This is a genomic window from Mesorhizobium sp. WSM4904 (assembly GCF_029674545.1).
GTDB lineage: Bacteria > Pseudomonadota > Alphaproteobacteria > Rhizobiales > Rhizobiaceae > Mesorhizobium.
Map to the genome: position 1 here is coordinate 1169084 of NZ_CP121354.1, position 20462 is coordinate 1189545.

19 protein-coding genes are annotated in these 20462 nt (G+C 64.4%); 15 read left to right on the forward strand and 4 right to left on the reverse strand.

The features are described 5' to 3' along the window. Window positions 1-28: 28 nt before the first annotated feature. Genes uxaC through QAZ47_RS05590 form a run of 8 tightly spaced genes read left to right on the forward strand, consistent with a single transcriptional unit; the run spans window position 29 to window position 7100 of the window. On the forward strand, window positions 29-1447 hold the full coding sequence (gene uxaC / locus QAZ47_RS05555; protein ID WP_278206006.1) for a glucuronate isomerase: 1419 nt from the start codon (window positions 29-31) through the stop codon (window positions 1445-1447). 32 nt (window positions 1448-1479) lie between these two features. Then, window positions 1480-2457 carry a TRAP transporter substrate-binding protein gene (locus tag QAZ47_RS05560; protein WP_278206008.1) on the forward strand — a complete coding sequence of 326 codons (978 nt, stop codon included), beginning with the start codon at window positions 1480-1482 and terminating at the stop codon, window positions 2455-2457. Beyond that, on the forward strand, window positions 2454-3038 hold the full coding sequence (locus QAZ47_RS05565; protein WP_278232792.1) for a TRAP transporter small permease: 585 nt from the start codon (window positions 2454-2456) through the stop codon (window positions 3036-3038). The genes QAZ47_RS05560 and QAZ47_RS05565 overlap by 4 nt, the downstream gene beginning before the upstream one ends. A gap of 3 nt (window positions 3039-3041) precedes the next feature. Beyond that, the gene (locus QAZ47_RS05570; protein WP_278232793.1) at window positions 3042-4322 is read left to right on the forward strand and encodes a TRAP transporter large permease; all 1281 of its coding nucleotides are present in this window, start codon (window positions 3042-3044) and stop codon (window positions 4320-4322) included. Window positions 4323-4333: 11 nt separating this feature from the next. Next, window positions 4334-5107, forward strand: coding sequence for a FadR/GntR family transcriptional regulator (locus QAZ47_RS05575; protein WP_278232794.1), 774 nt, complete (start codon window positions 4334-4336; stop codon window positions 5105-5107). Between the two features lie 16 nt (window positions 5108-5123). After that, a complete protein-coding gene (gene kduI, locus QAZ47_RS05580) occupies window positions 5124-5975 on the forward strand; it encodes a 5-dehydro-4-deoxy-D-glucuronate isomerase (protein ID WP_278207791.1) in 852 nt (283 codons plus the stop codon). Further along, window positions 5972-6739: a 2-dehydro-3-deoxy-D-gluconate 5-dehydrogenase KduD gene (kduD, locus tag QAZ47_RS05585; RefSeq protein ID WP_278232795.1), complete on the forward strand. Its 768-nt coding sequence runs from the start codon at window positions 5972-5974 to the stop codon at window positions 6737-6739. Before kduI ends, kduD begins: the two co-directional genes overlap by 4 nt. Window positions 6740-6767: 28 nt before the next feature. After that, complete coding sequence (locus QAZ47_RS05590) at window positions 6768-7100, forward strand: cupin domain-containing protein (RefSeq protein ID WP_278232796.1); 333 nt, start codon at window positions 6768-6770, stop codon at window positions 7098-7100. A 271-nt stretch (window positions 7101-7371) separates the two neighbouring features. On the opposite strand, the gene QAZ47_RS05595 is transcribed toward QAZ47_RS05590, so the two are convergent. Next, a complete protein-coding gene (locus QAZ47_RS05595; protein ID WP_278232797.1) occupies window positions 7372-7998 on the reverse strand; it encodes a LysE family translocator in 627 nt (208 codons plus the stop codon). A gap of 124 nt (window positions 7999-8122) precedes the next feature. On the opposite strand from QAZ47_RS05595, the gene QAZ47_RS05600 reads away from it, so the two are divergent. The 3 genes from QAZ47_RS05600 (at window position 8123) to recQ (ending at window position 10724) form a co-directional block, all read left to right on the forward strand. Then, window positions 8123-8419 (forward strand): type II toxin-antitoxin system RelE/ParE family toxin, encoded by a 297-nt coding sequence (locus QAZ47_RS05600; protein WP_278232798.1) that lies wholly within the window; start codon window positions 8123-8125, stop codon window positions 8417-8419. A 7-nt stretch (window positions 8420-8426) separates the two neighbouring features. Continuing rightward, window positions 8427-8735, forward strand: coding sequence for a HigA family addiction module antitoxin (locus QAZ47_RS05605; protein WP_278206016.1), 309 nt, complete (start codon window positions 8427-8429; stop codon window positions 8733-8735). A gap of 135 nt (window positions 8736-8870) precedes the next feature. Beyond that, window positions 8871-10724, forward strand: a complete 1854-nt coding sequence (gene recQ, locus QAZ47_RS05610) for a DNA helicase RecQ (protein WP_278232799.1) — start codon at window positions 8871-8873, stop codon at window positions 10722-10724. A 37-nt stretch (window positions 10725-10761) separates the two neighbouring features. On the opposite strand, the gene QAZ47_RS05615 is transcribed toward recQ, so the two are convergent. Beyond that, window positions 10762-11739 carry a DUF1186 domain-containing protein gene (locus QAZ47_RS05615; RefSeq protein WP_278232800.1) on the reverse strand — a complete coding sequence of 326 codons (978 nt, stop codon included), beginning with the start codon at window positions 11737-11739 and terminating at the stop codon, window positions 10762-10764. 248 nt (window positions 11740-11987) lie between these two features. Between QAZ47_RS05615 and QAZ47_RS05620 the strand changes: the two genes are divergently transcribed. Further along, window positions 11988-13121, forward strand: coding sequence for a hypothetical protein (locus tag QAZ47_RS05620; RefSeq protein WP_278232801.1), 1134 nt, complete (start codon window positions 11988-11990; stop codon window positions 13119-13121). A 21-nt stretch (window positions 13122-13142) separates the two neighbouring features. Here the strand turns inward: QAZ47_RS05620 and QAZ47_RS05625 are convergent, their stop codons facing one another. Next, window positions 13143-14762 carry a caspase family protein gene (locus tag QAZ47_RS05625; RefSeq protein ID WP_278232802.1) on the reverse strand — a complete coding sequence of 540 codons (1620 nt, stop codon included), beginning with the start codon at window positions 14760-14762 and terminating at the stop codon, window positions 13143-13145. 443 nt (window positions 14763-15205) lie between these two features. On the opposite strand from QAZ47_RS05625, the gene QAZ47_RS05630 reads away from it, so the two are divergent. Then, on the forward strand, window positions 15206-17029 hold the full coding sequence (locus QAZ47_RS05630) for an adenylate/guanylate cyclase domain-containing protein (RefSeq protein WP_278232803.1): 1824 nt from the start codon (window positions 15206-15208) through the stop codon (window positions 17027-17029). A 202-nt stretch (window positions 17030-17231) separates the two neighbouring features. On the opposite strand, the gene QAZ47_RS05635 is transcribed toward QAZ47_RS05630, so the two are convergent. After that, window positions 17232-17666: a hypothetical protein gene (locus QAZ47_RS05635; protein WP_278232804.1), complete on the reverse strand. Its 435-nt coding sequence runs from the start codon at window positions 17664-17666 to the stop codon at window positions 17232-17234. A gap of 899 nt (window positions 17667-18565) precedes the next feature. Between QAZ47_RS05635 and QAZ47_RS05640 the strand changes: the two genes are divergently transcribed. Both QAZ47_RS05640 and QAZ47_RS05645 read left to right on the forward strand, forming a co-directional pair. Further along, a complete protein-coding gene (locus QAZ47_RS05640; RefSeq protein ID WP_063169437.1) occupies window positions 18566-19522 on the forward strand; it encodes a DUF1403 family protein in 957 nt (318 codons plus the stop codon). A gap of 2 nt (window positions 19523-19524) precedes the next feature. Beyond that, complete coding sequence (locus tag QAZ47_RS05645) at window positions 19525-20187, forward strand: SMC-Scp complex subunit ScpB (RefSeq protein WP_063169436.1); 663 nt, start codon at window positions 19525-19527, stop codon at window positions 20185-20187. The last annotated feature ends 275 nt before the right edge of the window (window positions 20188-20462 follow it).

Sequence of the window (20462 nt, forward strand, 5' to 3'; positions counted from 1 at the left end):
CCAATAGGGCCAGCCTGGGAGGAGCCACGTGGCAGCACTGACCGATCCGGACCTGCTGTTCGCGCCGGAAACGCGAACGTTGGCTCGTGCCCTTTATGCCGGGGTAAAGGACCTGCCGATCGTCAGCCCGCATGGTCACACCGACCCGCGCTGGTATGCGCTCAACGAGCCGTTTCCCGATCCGGCGCAATTGCTGATCGTGCCGGACCACTACATCTTCCGCATGCTGTTCAGCCAGGGCGTGCGGCTCGAAGAGCTCGGCGTGCCAACGCTCGATTCCCCGACGCTCGGTGGGGCTCCGGTCGAGACCGACGGCAGGGTGATCTGGCGGCGCTTCGCGGAGCATTACTATCTGTTCCGCGGCACGCCGACCCGACTCTGGCTCGACCATGTGTTCGAACATCTGTTCGGCATCGACGAGCCGCTCGATGCGAGCACGGCCGACCGCCACTACGACACGATCGCGGCGCTGCTTCAGCGCGAGGACTATCGCCCGCGGGCGCTGTTCGAGCGCTTCAACATCGAGGTCATCGCGACGACCGAAGGCGCGCTCGACGACCTCAAATGGCACCGGATGATCCGCGACAGCGGCTGGAAGGGCCGCGTCGTCACCGCCTACCGGCCGGACGCCGTGGTCGATCCCGATTTCGAAGGTTTTTCGACCAATCTCGACCGCCTGGGCGAGATCACCGGCTGCGATACCGGCAGTTGGGCCGGCTATCTCGAGGCGCACCGGCAGCGCCGCGCCTATTTCAAGGAATTCGGCGCGACCTCGTCCGATCACGGCCATCCAACCGCCGAGACCGCCAATCTTTCCGACGCCGCGGCCGGGGAACTGTTCGACCGCATCCGCCGCGGCACGGAGGACGAGCGCGAGCGGCGGCTGTTCCGCGCCCAGATGCTGACCGAAATGACCAAGATGAGCCGTGACGACGGCCTGGTGCTGCAGATCCATCCGGGGTCATGGCGCAATCATTCGCCGGCTATTTTTCAAAAGTTCGGCCGCGACAAGGGCTTCGATATCCCGACCCGGACCGACTATGTGACGGCGCTGAAGCCATTGCTCGACTGCGTCGGGCTGGAGCGCGACCTCACGATCATCCTATTCACGCTGGACGAGACGAGCTACGCGCGCGAGCTGGCGCCGCTTGCCGGCGTCTATCCCGCGCTCAGGCTCGGGCCGGCCTGGTGGTTCCACGACAGCCCGGAAGGCATGCGCCGCTTCCGCGAGATGACCACCGAGACCGCCGGCTTCTACAACACCGTCGGCTTCAACGACGATACACGCGCCTTTCCGTCGATACCGGCGCGCCACGATGTCGCCCGCCGCGTCGACTGCGCATTCCTGGCGCGGCTCGTCGCCGAGCACCGGCTGCGCGAGGAGGAAGCGCATGAGCTGGCGCGCGAGCTTGCCTATACGCTTGCCAAGAAGGCGTACCGGCTCTGAGCGGTACGTCAGGGTTTCAAAGGGAGGAAGTCATGTTGCATTTTTCGAAATTGACGGCGGTCACATTGACCTTCGGCTCGCTGCTCATCGGCATTGCCAATGCCGAGACCGTGCTGCGCTCGTCGGACACGCATCCCGACGGCTACCCGACCGTCGAGGCGGTCAAATATATGGGCGAGCTGATCAAGCAGCGGACGAATGGCCGCTATTCGATCGAGGTTTATCATTCGGCGCAGCTCGGCGAGGAGAAGGACACGATCGAGCAGACGCAATCGGGCGTGATCGACCTGGATCGTGTGTCGATGGGACCGTTCAACGGCATCGTGCCGGAAACCGCCGTGCCGTCGCTACCTTATATCTTCCGCTCGGTCGAGCATATGCGCCACGTCATGGACGGGCCGATCGGCGACCAGATCCTGAAGGCTTTCGAGGCGCATGACCTCGTCGGCCTCGCCTTCTACGATTCCGGCGCGCGTTCCTTCTACAACACCAAGAAGGACATCACCTCGATCGCCGATCTCAAGGGCATGAAGTTCCGCGTCATCCAGTCGGACGTGTTCGTCGACATGGTCAACGCGCTCGGCGCCAACGCCACGCCGATGGCCTATGGCGAGGTCTATTCCGCCCTGCAGACAGGCGTCATCGACGGCGCGGAGAACAATTGGCCAAGCTTCGAATCCGCCAAGCACTACGAGGTCGCCAAGCATTACACGCTGGATCAGCACCAGATCGTGCCGGAAGTGCTGGTGATGTCGAAGGCCAGCTGGGACAAGCTGTCGCCGGAAGACCAGGCGATCGTCAGGCAGGCGGCCAAGGACAGCGTCGTCAAGATGCGCGAGCTGTGGGACGCGCAGGAGAAGAAGTCGCGCGACATCGTCGAGAAGGCCGGCGTCAAGGTCAGCGAGGTCGACAAGCAGCCGCTGATCGACGCCATGAAGCCGGTCTATGACAAGTATCTCGCGACGCCCGAGCTCAAGGATCTCGCCGCCCGCATCCAGGCGGCGAAATGACGAGCACCGACGATAGGCCCGGCGGCGCTTCAGCGCCGCCAGTGCGGCAGGGTGGCGGCGCGGCGTTCTGGCTGCGCGCCGAGCGGCTGTTGTCGGGTTTGGCGACGCTGGCGCTGTGGGTCAGCGGCGCCGGGCTGACCTTGATGACGATCATCATCACCTGGCAGGTCTTCTCGCGCTATGTGCTCAACCGCTCGCCGAGCTGGACAGAGGCCTGCTCGGTGCTGCTGATGGGCTGGTTCATCTTCCTTGGGGCTGCGGTCGGCGTGCGCGAGCGCACGCATCTCGGCTTCGACGTGCTGCTCTATTTCCTGCCGGCGCCGGCAAAGGCGGTGATGCGCACGATCTCCGACATCGTCGTGCTGGCGTTCGGCGCCGGCATGATCATCTACGGCGTCCAACTGGCCAGGCTGACCTGGAATACGGTGATGCCGTCCCTCGCCCTGCCCGGCGGCGTGAGCTTCCTGCCGGTCATTTTCGGAGGCGCGCTCGTCTGTCTTTTCTCGTTGGAGCGGCTGGCCGGGCGCTTCGCCGGGCTTCCCGTCGACGTCGACATCCACGCCACCGGGGAGGAGATGTAAGCCATGGCCTTGACCGTGCTTTTCGGCACTTTCGTCTTCCTGCTGATCATCGGCACGCCGATTGCGTTCTGCCTCGGGGTGGCAAGCTTCGCGACGATCATCGTGCTCGGCCTGCCGCCGGTTGTGGTGTTCCAGCGGCTGAACTCGGGCGTCAGCGTCTTCTCGTTGATGGCGATACCGTTCTTCATCTTCGCCGGCGACCTGATGGTGCGCGGCGGCATCGCCGCCCGCCTCGTGGCGCTGGCCGGCTCCGTCGTCGGGCATCTGCGCGGCGGCTTGGGCCAAGTCAACATCGCCGCGTCGACCATGTTCGGCGGCATCTCCGGTTCGGCGGTGGCCGATGCATCGGCCGTCGGCGGGCTGATGATCCCGCAGATGAAGGCGCGCGGCTACGGAATCGACTATGCCGTCAACATCACCTCGGTCGGCGCCATCATCGCCCTTCTGATCCCGCCGTCGCACAACATGATCATCTATTCGATCTCGGCCGGCGGCCGCATCTCGATCGCCGACCTGTTCACGGCGGGTGTCATCCCGGGCCTGCTTCTGGCGCTCGCGCTGATGATCACGGCCTATCTGGTCGCAAGCCGGCGCGGCTATCCGACCGAGCCTTTCGCCGGTTTCGGCCGGGCGCTCCAGTTGCTCTTCGGCGCCATTCCGGGCCTCGTCCTGATCGGCATCATCTTCGGCGGCGTTCGATCGGGCATCTTCACGGCGACCGAAAGCTCCTGCATCGCCATCGTCTATGCCTTCCTGGTCACGCTCATCATCTACCGCTCGATGAACTGGAGCGACTTCGTCGCCGCCACCACCGCGGCGGTGCGCACGACGGCGATGGTCCTGATGATCATAGGCTGCGCCGCCGCCTTCGGCTGGCTGCTCGCCTATCTGCGGGTGCCGGCGGCGCTCGTCGCCTTCCTGCAGGAGATATCCGGCGACAAGCTGGTCATCCTGCTCTTGATCAATGTCGTCCTGCTGATCCTCGGCACGTTCATGGACATGTCACCGCTGATCATCATCACCACGCCGATCTTCCTGCCGGTGGTCATGGCCTACGGCGTCGATCCGGTGCATTTCGGCGTCATCCTCATCCTCAATCTCGGCATCGGCCTCTGCACGCCGCCGGTCGGGGCCGTGCTCTTCGTCAGCTGCGCCATAGGCCGCATTCCGATCTGGACGGCGATGCGGTCGATCTGGCCCTTCTACGGCGCGGCTTTCGCGGTGTTGATGCTTGTCACCTATGTGCCGGCGATATCATTGTGGCTGCCGAACCTTTTCCATTAGGAGCGATCGAGTTGGCCGATAGCACAACCGACCTCAGGGTCGAACGGAAGCCGAAACTGTCGGAAACGGTGGTCGCGGCAATCCGCAAGCAGCTCCTGGCGGGCGAGATTCCGCCCGGACACAAGCTGCCGACCGAGGGCCAGTTGACGGAAACCTTCGGCGTCAGCCGCACCGTCGTCCGCGAGGCGCTGGCCAAGCTCGCCGCCGACGGCCTCGTCGAGGCACGCCAAGGCGCCGGCGTCTTCGTCACCGAACACATCTCCACCACCCTCGGGGTGCTGGCCGCCGACATGGCGAGCAAGGACTCGATCGCGCTCAACGTGCTCGAGGTGCGGCTGGCGATCGAGATCGAATCGGCCGGCCTTGCCGCCATTCGCCGCAACGCCGCGCAGGAGGCGGCGATCCAGGAGGCCTTCTTCGAGTTCGAGCGGCTCCTGCTCGGCAGCCAGCCGACCGGCCCGGCCGACCTCGCCTTCCACCGCGCGATCGCCAGCGCCACCAACAATCCGTTCTATGTCGAAATGCTGGACGTGCTCGGCCGCCGCGCCATTCCTTGCGACGTGACCTCGCCCTGGTCGACGGAGCTCGTCCAGTCCGACGACTACCAGCGCGGCCTGCAGCGCGAGCACCTGGTGATCCTCAACGCGATCTCGGCGGGCGACGCCAATGCCGCGCGCGAGGCGATGCGGGCGCATCTCACCGCCAGCCAGCAGCGCTACCGCGAGCGCCTGCACGCGCGGCAGGCCTATTACGCGAAGTCGGTGGCGGCGGCATCGACTGGATGATCATTCGAGCAAGATGATGGATCAGAAACACACCGAATTCTCCTCGCGCTTCGCCATCGACCCGACCGCGGCCGCGGCAATGGGAACCGACGAGCTGCGCCACAATTTCCACGTCGAAGGGCTGTTCCAGCCCGGCCGTATCAACCTGACCTACACGCATTACGACCGCATGATCGTCGGCGGCGCCATGCCGGTGGATTCGGTGCTGGCGCTGGAAGCCATCAAACCGACCGGTACCCAGGCATTCCTCGACCGCCGCGAAATGATCGCCGTCAATATCGGCGGCGCCGGTACGGTGACGGCCGATGGCCTGCCCCATGAGATGGCGGCGCGCGACATGGTCTATCTCGGCATGGCCACGCAGCAGGTCTCGTTCGCTTCGGCCGAGCCGGACAAGCCGGCCAAGTTCTATCTGCTGAGCGCCCCGGCGCATCAGTCGTATCCCAGCCAGTTGATCCGCGTCGGCGACGCGAAGCGGCTCGACCTCGGCAGCCAGGCGACCAGCAACGAGCGCTCGATCTTCCAGTTCATCCATGCCGACGGGGTAAAGACCTGCCAACTCGTCGTCGGCATGACCCAGCTCGCGCCGGGCTCGGTCTGGAACACCATGCCTTGCCATGTGCATGACAGGCGCATGGAGGCCTATCTCTATTTCGACTTGGCCGAGGATGCGCGCGTCTTCCACTTCATGGGCGAGCCGGAAGAGACGCGCCATATCGTCATGCGCAACGAGGAGGCAGTGCTGTCGCCGGGCTGGTCGATCCATTCGGGCGCCGGCACATCGAACTATGCCTTCATCTGGGCCATGGCCGGCGACAATGTCGACTATACCGATGTCGACCAGGTGGCGATGGATCGGCTCAGGTGAGCGATCTCTCCGCCTTCAGCCTTGCCGGCAGGCGCATCCTCGTCACCGGCGCCAACACCGGCATCGGCCAGGGCATCGCCGTGGCGGTGGCACGCGCCGGCGGCATCGTCGTCGGCGTCGGCCGCTCGGCGATGCATGAGACGGTGGAGAAGGTCGCGGCCGTGGGGGGACGGTTCGAGGCGGTGGCCGCCGATCTCGGCGATCCCGCCAAGGCCGCCGCCATGCTCGACCGGGTCTGGGACGAGAGCGGGCCGCTGGACGGCTTGGTCAACAATGCCGGCATCATAAGACGCGCCGATGCGGTCGACTTGACCGAGGCCGATTGGGACGAGGTTATGGACATCAATCTGAAGACGGTCTTTCGGCTCTGCCAGAGCTTTGCCAAGCGCGTGCTGGCAGAGCCCGGCCGACGCGGCAAGATCGTCAACATCGCCTCGGTGTTGAGTTTTCAGGGCGGCATCCGCGTTGCCTCCTACACCGCTTCGAAACATGGCGTGCTCGGCCTCACGCGGTTGCTCGCCTGCGAATGGGCGCCGAAAGACATCAACGTCAACGGCATCGCGCCAGGCTATATCGAGACCAACAACACCGAGGCCCTGCGTGCCGATCCCGACCGCAGCGCCGCCATCCTCGGGCGCATTCCGGCAGGACGCTGGGGCCGACCCGGCGACATCGGCGATGCGGCCGTCTTCCTGCTCGCGCCGGCGTCGGACTATATGCACGGCGCGGTGATGCCGGTGGACGGCGGCTGGCTGGCGCGGTGACATTTCAATTTCTGAACGGAAGCTCGTGATGACCGATTTCTTTTCCCATCCAGGCGAAAAGGCCTGGGAGCCGACGCCGGACGGCAACAGGCGGCGCGTGCTGGTGCACACGCACGAACTGATGATGGTCGAGTTCGCCTTCGAAAAGGGCGGCGTCGGCGCGCTGCATTCGCATCCGCATGTGCAGGCAAGCTATGTCGCCGAGGGTCGCTTCGAGGTCACCGTCGACGGCAAGTCGGAAATCCTGGAAGCGGGAAGCAGCTTCATCGTGCCGTCCAACCTGGTGCACGGCGTCAAGGCGCTGGAAGCGGGACGGCTGGTCGACAGTTTTGCGCCTTACCGGGCCGACTTCCTCGCCTGAGAACCCATTTTTCAAAGGAAAACCCGCGCCGTGAAGCGCGGGTTTGTTGCCTGGGCGCTCGTGGCGCCGCCGCGGTACTCAAAACATCGCCGCAGGACGATGACGGTGCCGCAACATGGTGAAGATAGGTTTAACGGCGCCGCTGCAGGTGATGTTGACAGGGGCAGCTCTAAAGCGCGTCGCGATCTTTCAGATTCGCTCCATGCGCTTCAGGTTTTTGATTTTACGCATGTCTTTATCCCGAACCGGTTCCCACTTCGGGAGACATGCTTTAGCGCTGCTGCAGCGCGAGCCGCACGCCGAGGGCGCAGTATATGCCGCCGACGACCTTGCCCTGCCATTTCAGCACGGCCGGGTTGCGGCGCAGGAAGGAGCCGAGACCTCCGGCGGAGACGGCGAAGACCACCGTGCTGAAGAGGCCGAGAAGGACGAAGACGGCGCCGAGGACCGTCAGCTGAAGCACGACCGATCCATGTTCCGGGCGCACGAACTGGGGCAGGAAGGCAAGGAAGAACAGCGCGGTCTTCGGGTTCAGCACCTCGGTCAATATGGCCTGCCGGAACGCTTTGTAGGCCGGTATCGGCAAAGCGCCGCTGGCGAGATCGGCCGGCGCCTTCTCGATGATGGCGCGGATACCAAGATAAACGAGATAGGCCGCGCCGACATATTTGATGATGGAAAACAACATCGCCGAGGTGGCGATGATGGCCGAGATGCCGAAGATCGCCATGACGGTGTGGACGACATCGCCCGCAGCGACGCCGGCGCCGGTGGCGATGCCGACCCTGGTTCCCGAACTGGTCGCCCGCGCGACGGTAAGCAGCGTCGCAGGCCCTGGAATGAAGACGAAGCCAAGCACGATCGCGACATAGGTCGCCAATGTGGCCAAATCGATCATCGCCGGGTTCCTCCGCTGCGGGCCGGGACAGGAAGCCATTCTTCGCGCGGAAAGGCAATGCAACGGCGAGGCCCGTTTGCGGATCATACCATGGGGTGGTACTATCACTCACGAGGGGTGAAGGATGATCCTTGGCTTTCGGGACGAGTGGTTGCGAGCCTTCTTCGTTGACGACGCGCATTCCAGGAATATCCCGTTCGATCTCGAACTGCGGCTGTTCCGCAAACTTCAGATGATCGATGATGCGATGACCGATCCGGACCTGCGCGTGCCGCCCAGCAATCATTTCGAGAAGTTGCGCGGCAACCTCGAAGGGTTCCATTCGATCCGTGTCAACAAGCAGTGGCGGCTTGTATTCCGGTGGGACGGTCGCCGCGGTGAAGCGTCGGACGTCTATCTTGACGACCATAGCTACAGATAGGTGAAGTATGCTGGCGACCAAGCGCAGGCCGGTGACGATCGGCGAGATACTGGTGGAGGAATTCATGCGGCCGATGGGCCTCACCCAAGCCGCCCTAGCGGAGGCGATGGGTGTGCAACGCAAGCATGTCAACGAGCTCTGCAACAATCGTCGCAACGTCACGGCGCCGACCGCGCTTATCCTTGCACGCGTGTTCGGCAACAGTCCCGAGTTCTGGCTCAATGTGCAACGGCGCAGCGACCTGTGGGAAGCGATGCACGATCCGAAGGAGCGCGAGAGGATCAAACGGGCGCGCCCGTTGCCCAATGCCGCCTGATCTGCGGCTTGGTCGGGATGCCCGAGGGCTGCGCATCGGCGCCTTGATCTGTCGCCCCTGGTAGCCTTCCTGCAATCTGCGCTTTAAGAACGTTGCCTCAGCCGAATCCGGGAATCACTCTCAATGCAAGCATCGATGGCGGGGCGAAGATCGACGGCGGCTCTCTTTGCCGAGGGACACGATCCAAAGCGGCGCGTGCTGAAGGACGTGTTCGGCTTCGACGATTTTCGCCCCGGCCAGGCCGACGTTATGGAGACGCTGCTCTCCGGTCGTCACGTGCTGGCCGTCATGCCGACGGGCGCCGGCAAGTCGCTCTGCTACCAGGTTCCGGCGCTGGTGCTCGGCGGGCTCACCATCGTCGTCTCGCCGCTGGTGGCGCTGATGCAGGATCAGGTCGCGGCGCTGCGGCTCGCCGGCGTCGCCGCCGACACGATCAATTCCTCGCTCGACCGCGACGCCAATGTCGCGGCATGGCGCCGGGTCGCGTCGGGCCAGACGCGCCTGCTCTACCTCGCGCCGGAGCGGCTGATGACCGAACGGATGCTCGACGCGCTCGCCAGGCTCGACATCCGGCTTATCGCCATCGACGAGGCGCATTGCATCTCGCAATGGGGGCCGGCCTTCCGGCGCGAATATGAGGACCTTGCGCGGCTGCGCGACATTTTTGCGAAGGTGCCGATCATCGCGCTGACGGCGACCGCGGACGAGGCGACGCGCACCGACATCTCGGCGCGGCTGTTTGCCGACCGCGTCGACACGCTGGTGCTGGGCTTCGACCGGCCGAACATCAGGCTCGCCATCGAGCCGAAGCAGGACAGCAAGCGCCAGCTGCTGCGCTTCGTCGAGCGCCATGCGGGGCAGAGCGGCATCGTCTATTGCCTGTCGCGCCGCAAGACCGAGGAGATGGCGGCCTTCCTCGAAAAAAACGGGGTCACCGCGCTCGCCTACCATGCCGGCATGAGCAAGGACGCGCGCGAGGCCAATCAGAACGCCTTCATGACGCTCTCGGGCGTCGTCATGGTGGCGACGATCGCCTTCGGCATGGGCATCGACAAGCCGGACGTGGCCTATGTCTTCCACACCGACCTGCCGGCGAGCCTAGAGGCCTATTACCAGGAGATCGGCCGCGCCGGCCGCGACGGGCGGTCGGCCGAAGCGCATATGCTCTACGGCCTCGGCGACATCCGCACGCGCCGCCTGTTCATTGACGACGAGGATGCCTCGCCCGAGCACAAACGGCGTTCGCACGGCCGGCTGGACACGCTGATCGGCTATTGCGAGACGGCGCAGTGCCGCCGCCAGGTCCTGCTCGGCTATTTCGGCGAGACGGCGCAGCCTTGCGGCAATTGTGACAACTGCCTCAACCAGGCGCCGCGCGCGGACGGCAGCGCCGAGGCGCGCATCATCCTTTCGGCCATCGCGCAAACCGGCGAGCGGTTCGGCGCCTCGCATATCGTCGACATCCTGCTCGGCCACGAGACCGAGAAAGTGCTGGCCAGGGGCCATCAAAGGCTTGCCAGCTTCGGCACCGGCGCGGCGCACAAGCGGCCCGCATGGCTGTCGCTGATCCGCCAGCTCGTGGCGGGCGGGTTCCTGATGCCGGACCCGGACGGCTATGGCGGCCTTGCCATTTCCGAAAGCGGCCGCGCGCTCGGCCGCGGCGAGACCGCGTTCGAATACCGCGTCGAGACACGGCACCGCTCCTTGCGCAACAAGGCGCGCTCGGCCCAGGCTGCCGCCGCAGCCGGCACCGACGATCTGGACTCCGCGCTGCTCGCCACGCTGAAGGCGCTGCGGCTGCGTCTGGCGAAGGAACGCCAGGTGCCGGCCTATGTCGTCTTTTCCGACCGCACGCTGATCGACATGGCCGAGCGCCGCCCGCGCGACCTCGATGCCTTCGCCGAGGTGAACGGCGTCGGCGAGGCAAAGCTCAGGGAGTTCGGCGAGATCTTCTTGAGCGCGATAGCGGCGCATAATTCTGGAGGCTGAATCTTCGGCGACTCAGCCGCCAGGCGCCCTACGATCCTCAGTTGGTGAGGCAGCATTTCTTGAATTTCTTGCCGCTTCCACAGGGACAGGGATCGTTGCGCCCAACGTCACGCCAGGGGTTCGTAACCGGCGTAGCGTTCGCCCAGTCTAGCCCCGAGGGCTGCCAGTCGTCGTCCTCGCCAAGCTCGAAGTCGTCATCCTCAAGCTCGAAGTCGTCGTAGTCGCCAAGGCCACGAGTCCAATCCAGCGCCACGAGAACATCCTCGATGTAACTCAGACTGGCGCGGTCGAACCGGCCGATGTCTTCGGGCTGCTGTGCGGCGTCCCGCAGGTCGCTTTCGAAATCGCTGCGTTCAAGCACGTCTTCCGGTATACGGCCCTCGTCCCAGGCGCTGTAGGCAAGCGGAACGAGGTCTCGCAGGGCAAGCATCGAAATCGCCTGCAGCCAGCCGACCCAGGCGTAATCCCAGTCGTCGGCCAGCCTCTCCCGGTAGAACCGCTCCACGAAATGCCGTGTCCGATCGCGCTCGATACGACCTTCCCAGGTCAAAAAGGTCACCGCGCCAAACACCGCGTCGCGGATGAATTCGTCGACGGAGCGGTCGGCGATGATGCCGAACAGCGCGTCGGCGTCGCCATCGAACACGCCCGCGACGATGCGCGACAAGGTTTCGGTTATGGTATCGCCAAGCAGCCAGTTGGTTTCCTCCGTGGGACGGCGTAACAAGCGCAGCAAGGGTTGGCATGCCTGGCTGTCCCGGGCTCCGCCGAGAATGTACAGGCCTCTGAAGACCAGCATCTCTTCGTCGTCCGACAGCGCCTCTCCTTTGGCGGCGCGCTCGAGGACCGCGCGCAGCGGGGGAGCGGATTCCTCGATCCTCATCGTGCAGAGCCCGATCGCGACATCCGGCACTTCGCGCTCGGTCGCCACCGCATGAAGGTAGTCTTCTATCGGGCCAAGGTCGAAGTCCTCCCTGCCGCCACCGAAGAGCCTTTCGACTTCTTCCTTCCTCATCTCATCCTCGCGCGCTGGTTTCCGCCAAGTCTACGGCGGATCAGTCGCCTTGCAAACGCTCATCCGAGGCGGATGCGCTTCGTACCACAATTTTGATGGCGTGCTCGGTGTTTCTGAAGAATATGCAGGACTGCAGGGGTTCTGGATGGGGCAGACGGGCAACGGTGGTGGCTCCACATGATGTAGACCTTGCAGAAGCCCCGCGAATCCTTGAAACCGACGACTTCCTGCATCCGGTCCGAGCGGCAATGAGCGAATACCAATATTATGAATTCCAGGCGATCGATCGACCACTCGGCGACGCGGATCGCCGGGCGCTTCGCGACCTGTCGTCACGGGCGCGCATCACGGCCACCAGCTTCACCAATTTCTACGAGTGGGGCGACTTCAAGGGCGATCCGGACCAACTCATGGAGCACTGGTTCGATCTTCACCTCTACCTGGCGAATTGGGGCTCGCGCCGCTTGATGATGAAGCTGCCGACCCGGCTGGTCGACCGGGATCACCTCGGCGCGTTTCTCGGAAATAACGACTATTCCGTGCTCAGGATCGCCGGCGAGAATGTCGTCTTGAGCATTTGGCGCGACGAACTGGAGCCCGGCGAATGGGATGATGGCGAGGGTTGGCTAGCGAACCTGTCGCCGCTCCGGGCCGACGTGCTCGCCGGCGACCTCAGGTTGTTTTATCTGATTTGGCTCATGGACGTCGAAGCCGAAGCGGTCGAGCCGGACGAACCGGAGCCGATGCCCGGAATAGGACCGCTGACCGGCGCGCTCGCGGGCTTCGCCGAATTCTTCTGCATCGATCAGGATCTTCTCCAGGCAGCCGCGGAACAGAGCTCGGCAGCAGCTCCGGACAGGTTGCCGCCGGAGACGGCCGGGCGAATAGTCGCGGCGATGAGCGACGCGGAGAAAACCAGCCTGCTCATGCGGATTTTCAATGGCGAGCCGCATGTGACAGCAGAGTTGCGAGCCTTGGTGCGGGCGCGCTCGGAACTCCAGACGGCAATCTCGCCCGGCGCTCCGCGCACAGCCGCGGACGTGTTGAACCGCGCCCGCGAGATCCGCCTTGCCCGCGAGCGCGCCGAGGCGGAACTGGCGGAAGCGCAGCGGCGACTGGAGGCGGAGGCGGCCGAGAAGGCGCGTGAAGTGCGGCTCGAGGCCATTCGCGGCCGGGGCGAAAGCATCTGGAGCGACGTCGAGGATGAAATCGGGCGACGCAATCCCGCCGGATATGACAAGGCAGCAGCCCTTCTTTCCGATCTGCTGGCGCTCGCCGAAAGACAGGACGGTGTCGAGGAATTCCGCCTCCGGCTTCAATCGATCCGGGAGCGCCATGCCGGCAAAGGCCGTTTCATCGAACGTCTGGCGACGCTGGGATAGGTCCGCGGGGCCGCCATCCATTCAATAATGCGCGTAGCCGCTCAACGGGCATCTCTGTGATGCGGGAACCTCGAAGGTGCCGTCGATGCCGCTGCAGGTGCGGTATCCGGACTTTCGCTGCGCCGGCTTGGATTTCAGCGCCGGTCTTGGATTGGCGGCTTCGCGTTGCTGTTCGCGTCTCGGCTTCGCGCGGACGACCGGTTGCGGCTTCTGCGCCTTTTGCGACGTGGCGCCTTCCTGCTTCTTCGCTTCGGCCTCCGACGCTTTTTGGGCGCGGTAGTTCTTCAGGGCATCGTCCGTGTCGAGCTTCAGCCGGGCATATTGCTTTTGCGTAAGGTAGGTGGTCGCCGGCAAGCGGTTTTCTTCCTGCCATCGGCCGATGGCTTGGCGCGTCTTGCTGCCGAAATCGCCGTCGGCCTCGTCCAGGTCGTAACCGATCGCCAGCAGCCTCTCCTGCAGATCGATCCTATCCTGACGACCAAGCCCGATCGCGCTTTCCGTCGGTTCAGTCCCCGCGTCGGTTTCCGGATTGGCGGCCGCGGCCGGAGGTTGCGCCGCTGCGGCCGATCGCGCCGCGTCGCCCTCTGTCTTGGCGTCGGCAGCCGGCGTATTTCCGACAGTGATCGGCGGCTTCTTCAACTGATTGATGTTGAGGCGGGCGAGGTCGGCGAACGCTCCGTTGGGGAATTGCTGAAGATAGGCCTCGTAGTGCGCCAGCGTGTTGCGCTTGGAGGCTTCGTCCCACACGCGCTGCTCGATTTCCCATCCGCGCGCGTCCGAATTTGGCGGCTCGGCCGGAGTCTCGGTTGCGGACGGCTGCGGAGCAGCGGCGGCCGGTGGCGGCGTCTGCGGGCCGATAAAGACCTCGCGGCCGAGCGAGGCATTGTGCCATGGCCGCTGACGCCCATCCGTTTCCGCCGTCACTTCGCCGCGAACGCGGGTCAGCGCGCTCTGGATTTCCACGCCCGGCTCGGCAAGATGCCGGGCAAGCGACATCGTGTAGGGGCTGTTGGCGCCATTGCCGTCGTAGGATACGGCTCCGGGATCGGTCGCAAAGGCGATCAGCACGCCGCCGGAGCCAACTTCCGACCCGCTGACATCGATGGGCGCCAGGCCCGGTGCGGTGGTCGAGCGGCTCTTCGGCAAGGACGCCGCCAGGGTCCTCGCCAGCGGATTGTCGCGACAGGCATCGAGGATGACGATGCCCACGGCTGGGTCGGGCGGGAGCGCGGCGAGCAGCTCGTCCATCTGGATGGTTCTGGTCTTGAGATGCGCCGGGGCTGTGAGCTCGGCGTCGATCGGGATCAGGTAATTCTTGCCGTTCACCTGCATGCCGTGGCCGGCGTAGTAGATCAGCGCGGTATCGGCGTCGTAGGAGGCCTCGGTGAACTTGTTCAGCCGGTCACGCATTCCGGCATAGTCGAGATCCACGCCTTCGATGACGTTGAACCCCGCCTTGCGCAGCACATCGGCCATCAGCCGCGCATCGCCGGCAGGATTGGGAAGGGTCGGCGCGTAGACATATTTGCTGTTGCCGATGACCAGGGCGACCCGATTGCTGCCGGCGGCAAGGGCGTCCGCCTGCAGCAGATCGGCCGCGGCCAGGAAGAACAAACCAACAATGGCGGCCCAGAACCTCATCGCGCGCACTCTCAATCAAGTTGCGGCTTTACCTGCTCGTTCCAGTCGCATTTCATGCGCGGGGAGCCCCTTCCATGAAATATATAACACATCAGCGGGGTTGAATGTGCATCCTGCTTCATACCGAGGATGCGGCGGCGGCCGGGTTTGTTGCTGCCACCGGCCGGTGCTGGCGCGTCTCGATGCCGAACGTCCGGTGTGATGCCCGATACAAAAGCGCCGCCACGGTGGCGTCAACCGGTTACACAGAGCAGGAAATATCCCCGGCCTTCCGGGAGTGGCGCGTCAGCGTCCCCGGAGGCCGCGTGGGCGTGTCGTCGGTTGGGCGTTAGCGCCGCGACCGGAACGCTCCACGCCTCGCAAGCGGGATAGCGAAATCTCGTGAAGGCAAGGTCAGGCTGCGTTCTCCGTTCTGTATCGGCGACGGGCGGAGACTGGGAGAGATGGATAACATGCGCGTGGCGCGTCTGGAGGTTGGCGGGACATGGACGCGGGGCGGGCCGCGTGCGGGCGCTTGGCCGGGCGACGCAATGACCGCGCAGCGCCGCCTCGCAGCGATCCTGGCTTGCGACGTGGTCGGCTATTCGCGGCTGACGGAGCGCGACGAGCGCGGCACGCTCGAACGGCTGAAGATCTACCGCAAGGACCTCCTCGAACCGCTGGTCCGCGAGCACCAGGGTCGGATCGTCAAGCTCACCGGCGACGGCATGCTGTGCGAGTTCGCGAGCGTCGTCAACGCCGTGACCACGGCGATGGCGATCCAGCAGGCCTTGGCGGAACATGAGGCGGAGACGCCTGAAGAAGAGCGGATTCGCTTCCGCATCGGCGTCAATCTCGGCGACGTGGTCTGCGAGGAGGACGGCGACATCTACGGCGACGGGGTCAACATCGCCGCCCGCCTCGAAAGCGTCGCCGATCCCGGCAGCGTGGTCGTCTCGGGTACCGCCTACGACCACCTTCAGGGCAAGCTCGACTGCGGCTTCACGCCGCTCGGCGACCTGCGCCTCAAGAATATCGAGCGGCCTGTGCGCGCCTACCGCGTCGAGACCGACGCCGGCGCTGCGCCGCCTCCCTTGCCCGAGAAACCCTCGATCGCGGTGCTGCCTTTCACCAACATGAGCGGCGACCCCGACCAGGAATACTTCGCCGACGGGCTGGTGGAGGACATCATCACCGGATTGAGCCGGGTGAACTCCTTCTTCGTGATCGCCCGCAACTCGTCCTTCACCTACAAGGGCCGGGCGGTCGATCTGCGCCAGGTCGGGCGCGAGCTGGGCGTCCGCTACGTGCTCGAAGGCAGCATCCGCAGAGCCGGATCGCGGGTGCGCATCAGCGGGCAGTTGGTGGACGCGATCAGCGGACACCATGTCTGGGCCGACCGCTTCGAGGGCGACGTGAGCGACATCTTCGACCTGCAGGACAAGGTGACCGAGAGCGTCGTCGGCGCTGTCGAGCCGAGCATCCGGCTGGAGGAGATCAAGCAGGCGCGCATGAAGCCGACCGACTACATCAGCGCCTACGACCTCTACCTTCGCGCCCTGCCGCGCTTCTACAGCATGACACGCGAAGGCTTTGCCGACGTGCGCCGGCTCACCAACGAGGCGCTCAGCATCGACCCCGGCTTCAACCTGGCGAAGGCACTCGGCGCCTATATCCGCAGCCTGTCCGTAAGTCAGTGCTGGCACGAGCCCGACGATACCAGAGTCGCCGCGCGCATGGCGCGCGAGGTGTTGGCGGAAGCGCGTGACGACCCCACGAGCCTGCGCTTCGCCGCGCAGGTGATCGCCTACAGCGCGAAGGACTACGAGATGGCGCTGCGCACCATCGAACGATCTTTGCTGCTCAACCCCAATTCGGCGCAGGGCCATACGGGCAGTGGCTGGGTGAACGCGCATTCCGGCCGCCCGCTCGTCGCGATCGAGCACTTTCACAGAGCGATGCGGCTGAGCCCGATCGACCCCGAGAAGGGCATCGCGCTCTCCGGCATCGGGATGAGCTACCTGATGCTCGAGCGCTACGAGGAAGCGCTGGCATGGGGAGAACGCGCGCTGCACGAGATGCCGAACTACGGTTCTTCGCACCGGGTGGTGATCATGGCGCTGGTCAAACTCAACCGGCTGGACGAAGCGCGGGCAGCGGCGCGGCGGCTGATGGAGGCGTTCCCGACCTACACGCTCACCCTGCAGAGACAGATCAACCCGTGGCAAGACAAGGCGTTCGCCGAGCGTTACCTCGAGGCGCTAGGCGTATCCGGCGTGCCGGAGTGATCGTCGCGGTAGCAAAGGCCTCTCCTAAGCGTCAGTCCGGCAGGCGGCGTCGCTTGAACATCGGCCATGAAGGCAGCGTAGCCTCACGAATCATGAGCCCGCATCGACCGGGAGGAAGACCGTCCGATGGATCAACGGGCGGCGACCAGCTTACCCACCAATCGGTCCCACTGAACTCGACCCTGCGATCGCCTTGGGCCCGCTAGTGCCAAAGGCACACGCGGACGTCCTTCCCAACATAGCACGCGCCTTCGCGGCGAAGTTCTCCCCAATCTCCTACCTCGCCGTGAGTGTCGCGAATGTCCGCGTTCCCATAGCCTTCCCAAAGATCGCCGTCCTTGTATACGACTGCCCAGTAATCTTTGGACATTTCACCTGCCCCACTATTGGTGTCAGGATAGTCGATGCCCGCAAAAACCTGCCGAGGACCCTGGATATTGAAATCGCCGCCCTTCTCGATTTGATAGGAGCATCTTCCGGATATGCGAGTCTGACCGTGAACAACAAGCAGGCAGCGGCCCCATTTATAACCGCTCGGTAGACGATGCTGTGATTGCGCATGCGCAGGCAAAAAGGAAAAAACAATTGCAAGGGCAGCCGCCATAGTTCGCCCGATCATCTTGTCATCCGATGTCAAACAGCCAATCCGGACACCGCTGGATTCCGCCCAGAGCGCATGTCGAACGGTCCTCCGCAGGATGATTCCCCTGAGATGCTATTGTTATCGCCCATGGTTGGATTTTTGTCACGCGACATGCGGTGACATGCGGGCTGCTGCACCCCTCCTTCGCCAAGGCTTCGGAGGGTATCCTGCTTCGCGCTGAGGGGGATTCGGAACCTGTCCTGCGAAGCGCGCAGCGCGAAGCAGGATGGCGGAGAGGGAGGGATTCCCTTTCACCTCTATGATACTGAAAATACTAGTCTTTTCGCGCTTTTTGTTACACAGTTTGTTACACAGCTACAACTACGATTTATAACCGCTCTAAGCTCGCAGCTTTTGGGCTCGCCTGCCCAATCCATCCGATCTGTCGAAACCGATGGCTTGTAGGACACTCCCGCGTGTGTACGTTGGGGCTTGGGTCAGAAGGTGACCCACAGCAAAGACGGGAGCGCCGCAGCGCAAAAGATCTCATCGGTCAAGGAACAGATAGTGAAGTAGCCTGTGACAATCGGCGCCAGCATCACCTCCAAAGCCGACCAGGAAAAACCCGCAAAAAACGTCGCCCTCAGATACCCCGTCGGCAATGAATATGGGACCGAAGTTGCGCGGCAGATCGGGCGTTAGATGCCTTCATGACATCTGAACCTGAGCAGGCTCCTACGCCGCGAGCCGGCACATTTCCGAACGGAGTTTCGTCCGGCTGCGCAAAAAGGTGCCCTGTCGAGACTTACTTGTTGGCCAAATGGCTTAGCAGGGACGAACTCGTGAAGAGATTGATAATGCAACACTATCAGTCGTTGTGCTGATCCGACAGGCTGTGCGTTTTGGCACGAAAATCATGGCGAAAAGCGCACCGGCACTTTACTCTCCAAATTATGATTCGCCTCGATCCCGCGACCGCCAGCTCCTCTGCGCCGCCCTCCGTTCCCGCGTGGGCGATCACAAGCGCCGGCGCGCCGAGTGACGGCGACGCCGCCTTCCGGGCCGGCGCCGCCCTGGGTGCCCTCGACACGCTCGCCCGCGCGCAGGCAGCCTGGGCCGGCGCTTGGCGGCAGCGGCTGGCGGTTCGCTGCGCCGCCTCCAGCATGCGGCTCGCCGGCCGCGCCGAGGATGCGGCCGCCTTGCGCGATGCCTGGCATTTGCGTCCCCTACGTGCTGACCCCGGTCCCGCAGGCGCCGTCTTTGGCGCCTGGCGGCAGTTGGCCAGGCAGCCGCCCGCCGCTACGCCCGGCCGGCTCGGGAAGATACTCGACCAGCTTGGCCTCCATTGGGACGGCGCCGCGCTCGCCGACCTTTGCACGCAGATCGAAAAACTCGGGGTATCCCAGCGGTCGGCGCCATTCGACGCCGCGGCGATCGCCGCTGAGGTCGTCGCCATGCGTCCCGATGCCGAAGTCTTTGGCTGGTGGCTCGCCGACCTGGTACTGGCGCAACGCCTGGGCTGGCCGCAGCCCCTGCCGCTCCTAATGGCGCAGGGTTTTGGACCATCTTTCCGCACCGAGGCCGGCGGTGGCCGGCGCATCCGGCCCGGGGACAAGAATTTTGAGCGGGCGGTTTGCATCGCGCTCGTCGCGGCCGCCGCGGACGCTTGTCGGTTGGCCGCCGAGCTGTCGCGCCGGGCCGAAAAACTCCTGGCGGTGGCGCCGAAACTGCGCGCCAAAGGCGCCGGCGACGTAATCTTTCTGCTGCTCAGTGAAGACGCCGTGTCCGGATCGCTGACGACGGACAATCTGTCGCGCTTTGCATCGCGACGGCTGTTCGAACGGCTGCAGCAACTGGAGGTCGTGCGCGAGCTCTCCGGCCGCCCCACATTCCGGCTGTTCGGGCTGTAGCGATGAGCGAAGCGTCCGCCCGCCGCAAGCCAAACGATCAGCCGGCGCTGCTCGACACCGAACTGGAACATCTGCCGCCGGAGCTGCGCTGGTGCGAATGGATGGCCCGCGTCGAAGCGGTGATCTTTGCGGCAAATGAACCGGTGACACGTAGTGTCCTCGCGCGGGTGGTGGGAAAAAACTGCAATATCGAGCTGATCATCGACGACATTCGCGCCGAACTCGCCGGCCGCCCTTACGAGCTGGTCGCGGTCGCCGGCGGCTGGCAGCACCGGACCAAAAAGGTTTTTGGCGACGCCATTCACGCAGCCTTCGGCACGGCAGCGGGCGAGGGAGCAAAAGAACTGTCGCAGGCGGAGGCGCTTGTCTTGATGTGCATTGCCTATTTCCAGCCGATCACCCGTGGCGAGCTGTCGAGCTTTTTCGGCAAGGAGGTGTCACGTGACCTGATCGGCGTGCTGCGCGCTGAGCAGCTGGTCGCCTCGGGGCCGCGCAGCCCGCAGCCGGGCGCGCCCTACACCTATGTGACGACCAAAACTTTTCTGTCGCAGTTCGGGCTCGACACGCTGCGCCAGCTGCCGGATTTCGAGGCGCTCGAGGACGCCGGGCTGCTGTCGAAGGAGAAGCTGCTGGATCATCCCAGGGTTTGCAGATATCGACGATGATGGCGCCAGCGCCGCGCTCGACGAATAGATGATCCCATCACGGCGGGACACACGCGATCTCGCCGCTCGTCACATAGAAGATTGCGCCACGCACGCCGTCTGGTCTCGCCGGCTGGGTCCTTCGCGTGACGGAAGGGAGGTGGCGGCACGCGTCCGCTTGTCGATGAAGGATAAGCGAACAGGCAATTGATCGAGCCTGGTCGCACATGTCGATCACCATTGAGAGCTCTCGAAGGGAGAAAGTTCAATTGAACCACGTCTACCTTGAGCTTCTC

Excerpts from the sequence above, each read along its gene's own strand:
- QAZ47_RS05560 (WP_278206008.1), top strand. The coding sequence starts at position 1,480 with ATGTTGCATTTTTCGAAATTGACGGCGGTCACATTGACCTTCGGCTCG.
- QAZ47_RS05565 (WP_278232792.1), top strand. The coding sequence starts at position 2,454 with ATGACGAGCACCGACGATAGGCCCGGCGGCGCTTCAGCGCCGCCAGTG.
- QAZ47_RS05570 (WP_278232793.1), top strand. The coding sequence starts at position 3,042 with ATGGCCTTGACCGTGCTTTTCGGCACTTTCGTCTTCCTGCTGATCATC.
- kduI (WP_278207791.1), top strand. The coding sequence starts at position 5,124 with ATGGATCAGAAACACACCGAATTCTCCTCGCGCTTCGCCATCGACCCG.
- QAZ47_RS05590 (WP_278232796.1), top strand. The coding sequence starts at position 6,768 with ATGACCGATTTCTTTTCCCATCCAGGCGAAAAGGCCTGGGAGCCGACG.
- QAZ47_RS05595 (WP_278232797.1), bottom strand. The coding sequence starts at position 7,998 with ATGATCGATTTGGCCACATTGGCGACCTATGTCGCGATCGTGCTTGGC.
- QAZ47_RS05600 (WP_278232798.1), top strand. The coding sequence starts at position 8,123 with ATGATCCTTGGCTTTCGGGACGAGTGGTTGCGAGCCTTCTTCGTTGAC.
- QAZ47_RS05605 (WP_278206016.1), top strand. The coding sequence starts at position 8,427 with ATGCTGGCGACCAAGCGCAGGCCGGTGACGATCGGCGAGATACTGGTG.
- recQ (WP_278232799.1), top strand. The coding sequence starts at position 8,871 with ATGGCGGGGCGAAGATCGACGGCGGCTCTCTTTGCCGAGGGACACGAT.
- QAZ47_RS05615 (WP_278232800.1), bottom strand. The coding sequence starts at position 11,739 with ATGAGGAAGGAAGAAGTCGAAAGGCTCTTCGGTGGCGGCAGGGAGGAC.
- QAZ47_RS05620 (WP_278232801.1), top strand. The coding sequence starts at position 11,988 with ATGAGCGAATACCAATATTATGAATTCCAGGCGATCGATCGACCACTC.
- QAZ47_RS05625 (WP_278232802.1), bottom strand. The coding sequence starts at position 14,762 with ATGAGGTTCTGGGCCGCCATTGTTGGTTTGTTCTTCCTGGCCGCGGCC.
- QAZ47_RS05630 (WP_278232803.1), top strand. The coding sequence starts at position 15,206 with ATGGATAACATGCGCGTGGCGCGTCTGGAGGTTGGCGGGACATGGACG.
- QAZ47_RS05640 (WP_063169437.1), top strand. The coding sequence starts at position 18,566 with ATGATTCGCCTCGATCCCGCGACCGCCAGCTCCTCTGCGCCGCCCTCC.
- QAZ47_RS05645 (WP_063169436.1), top strand. The coding sequence starts at position 19,525 with ATGAGCGAAGCGTCCGCCCGCCGCAAGCCAAACGATCAGCCGGCGCTG.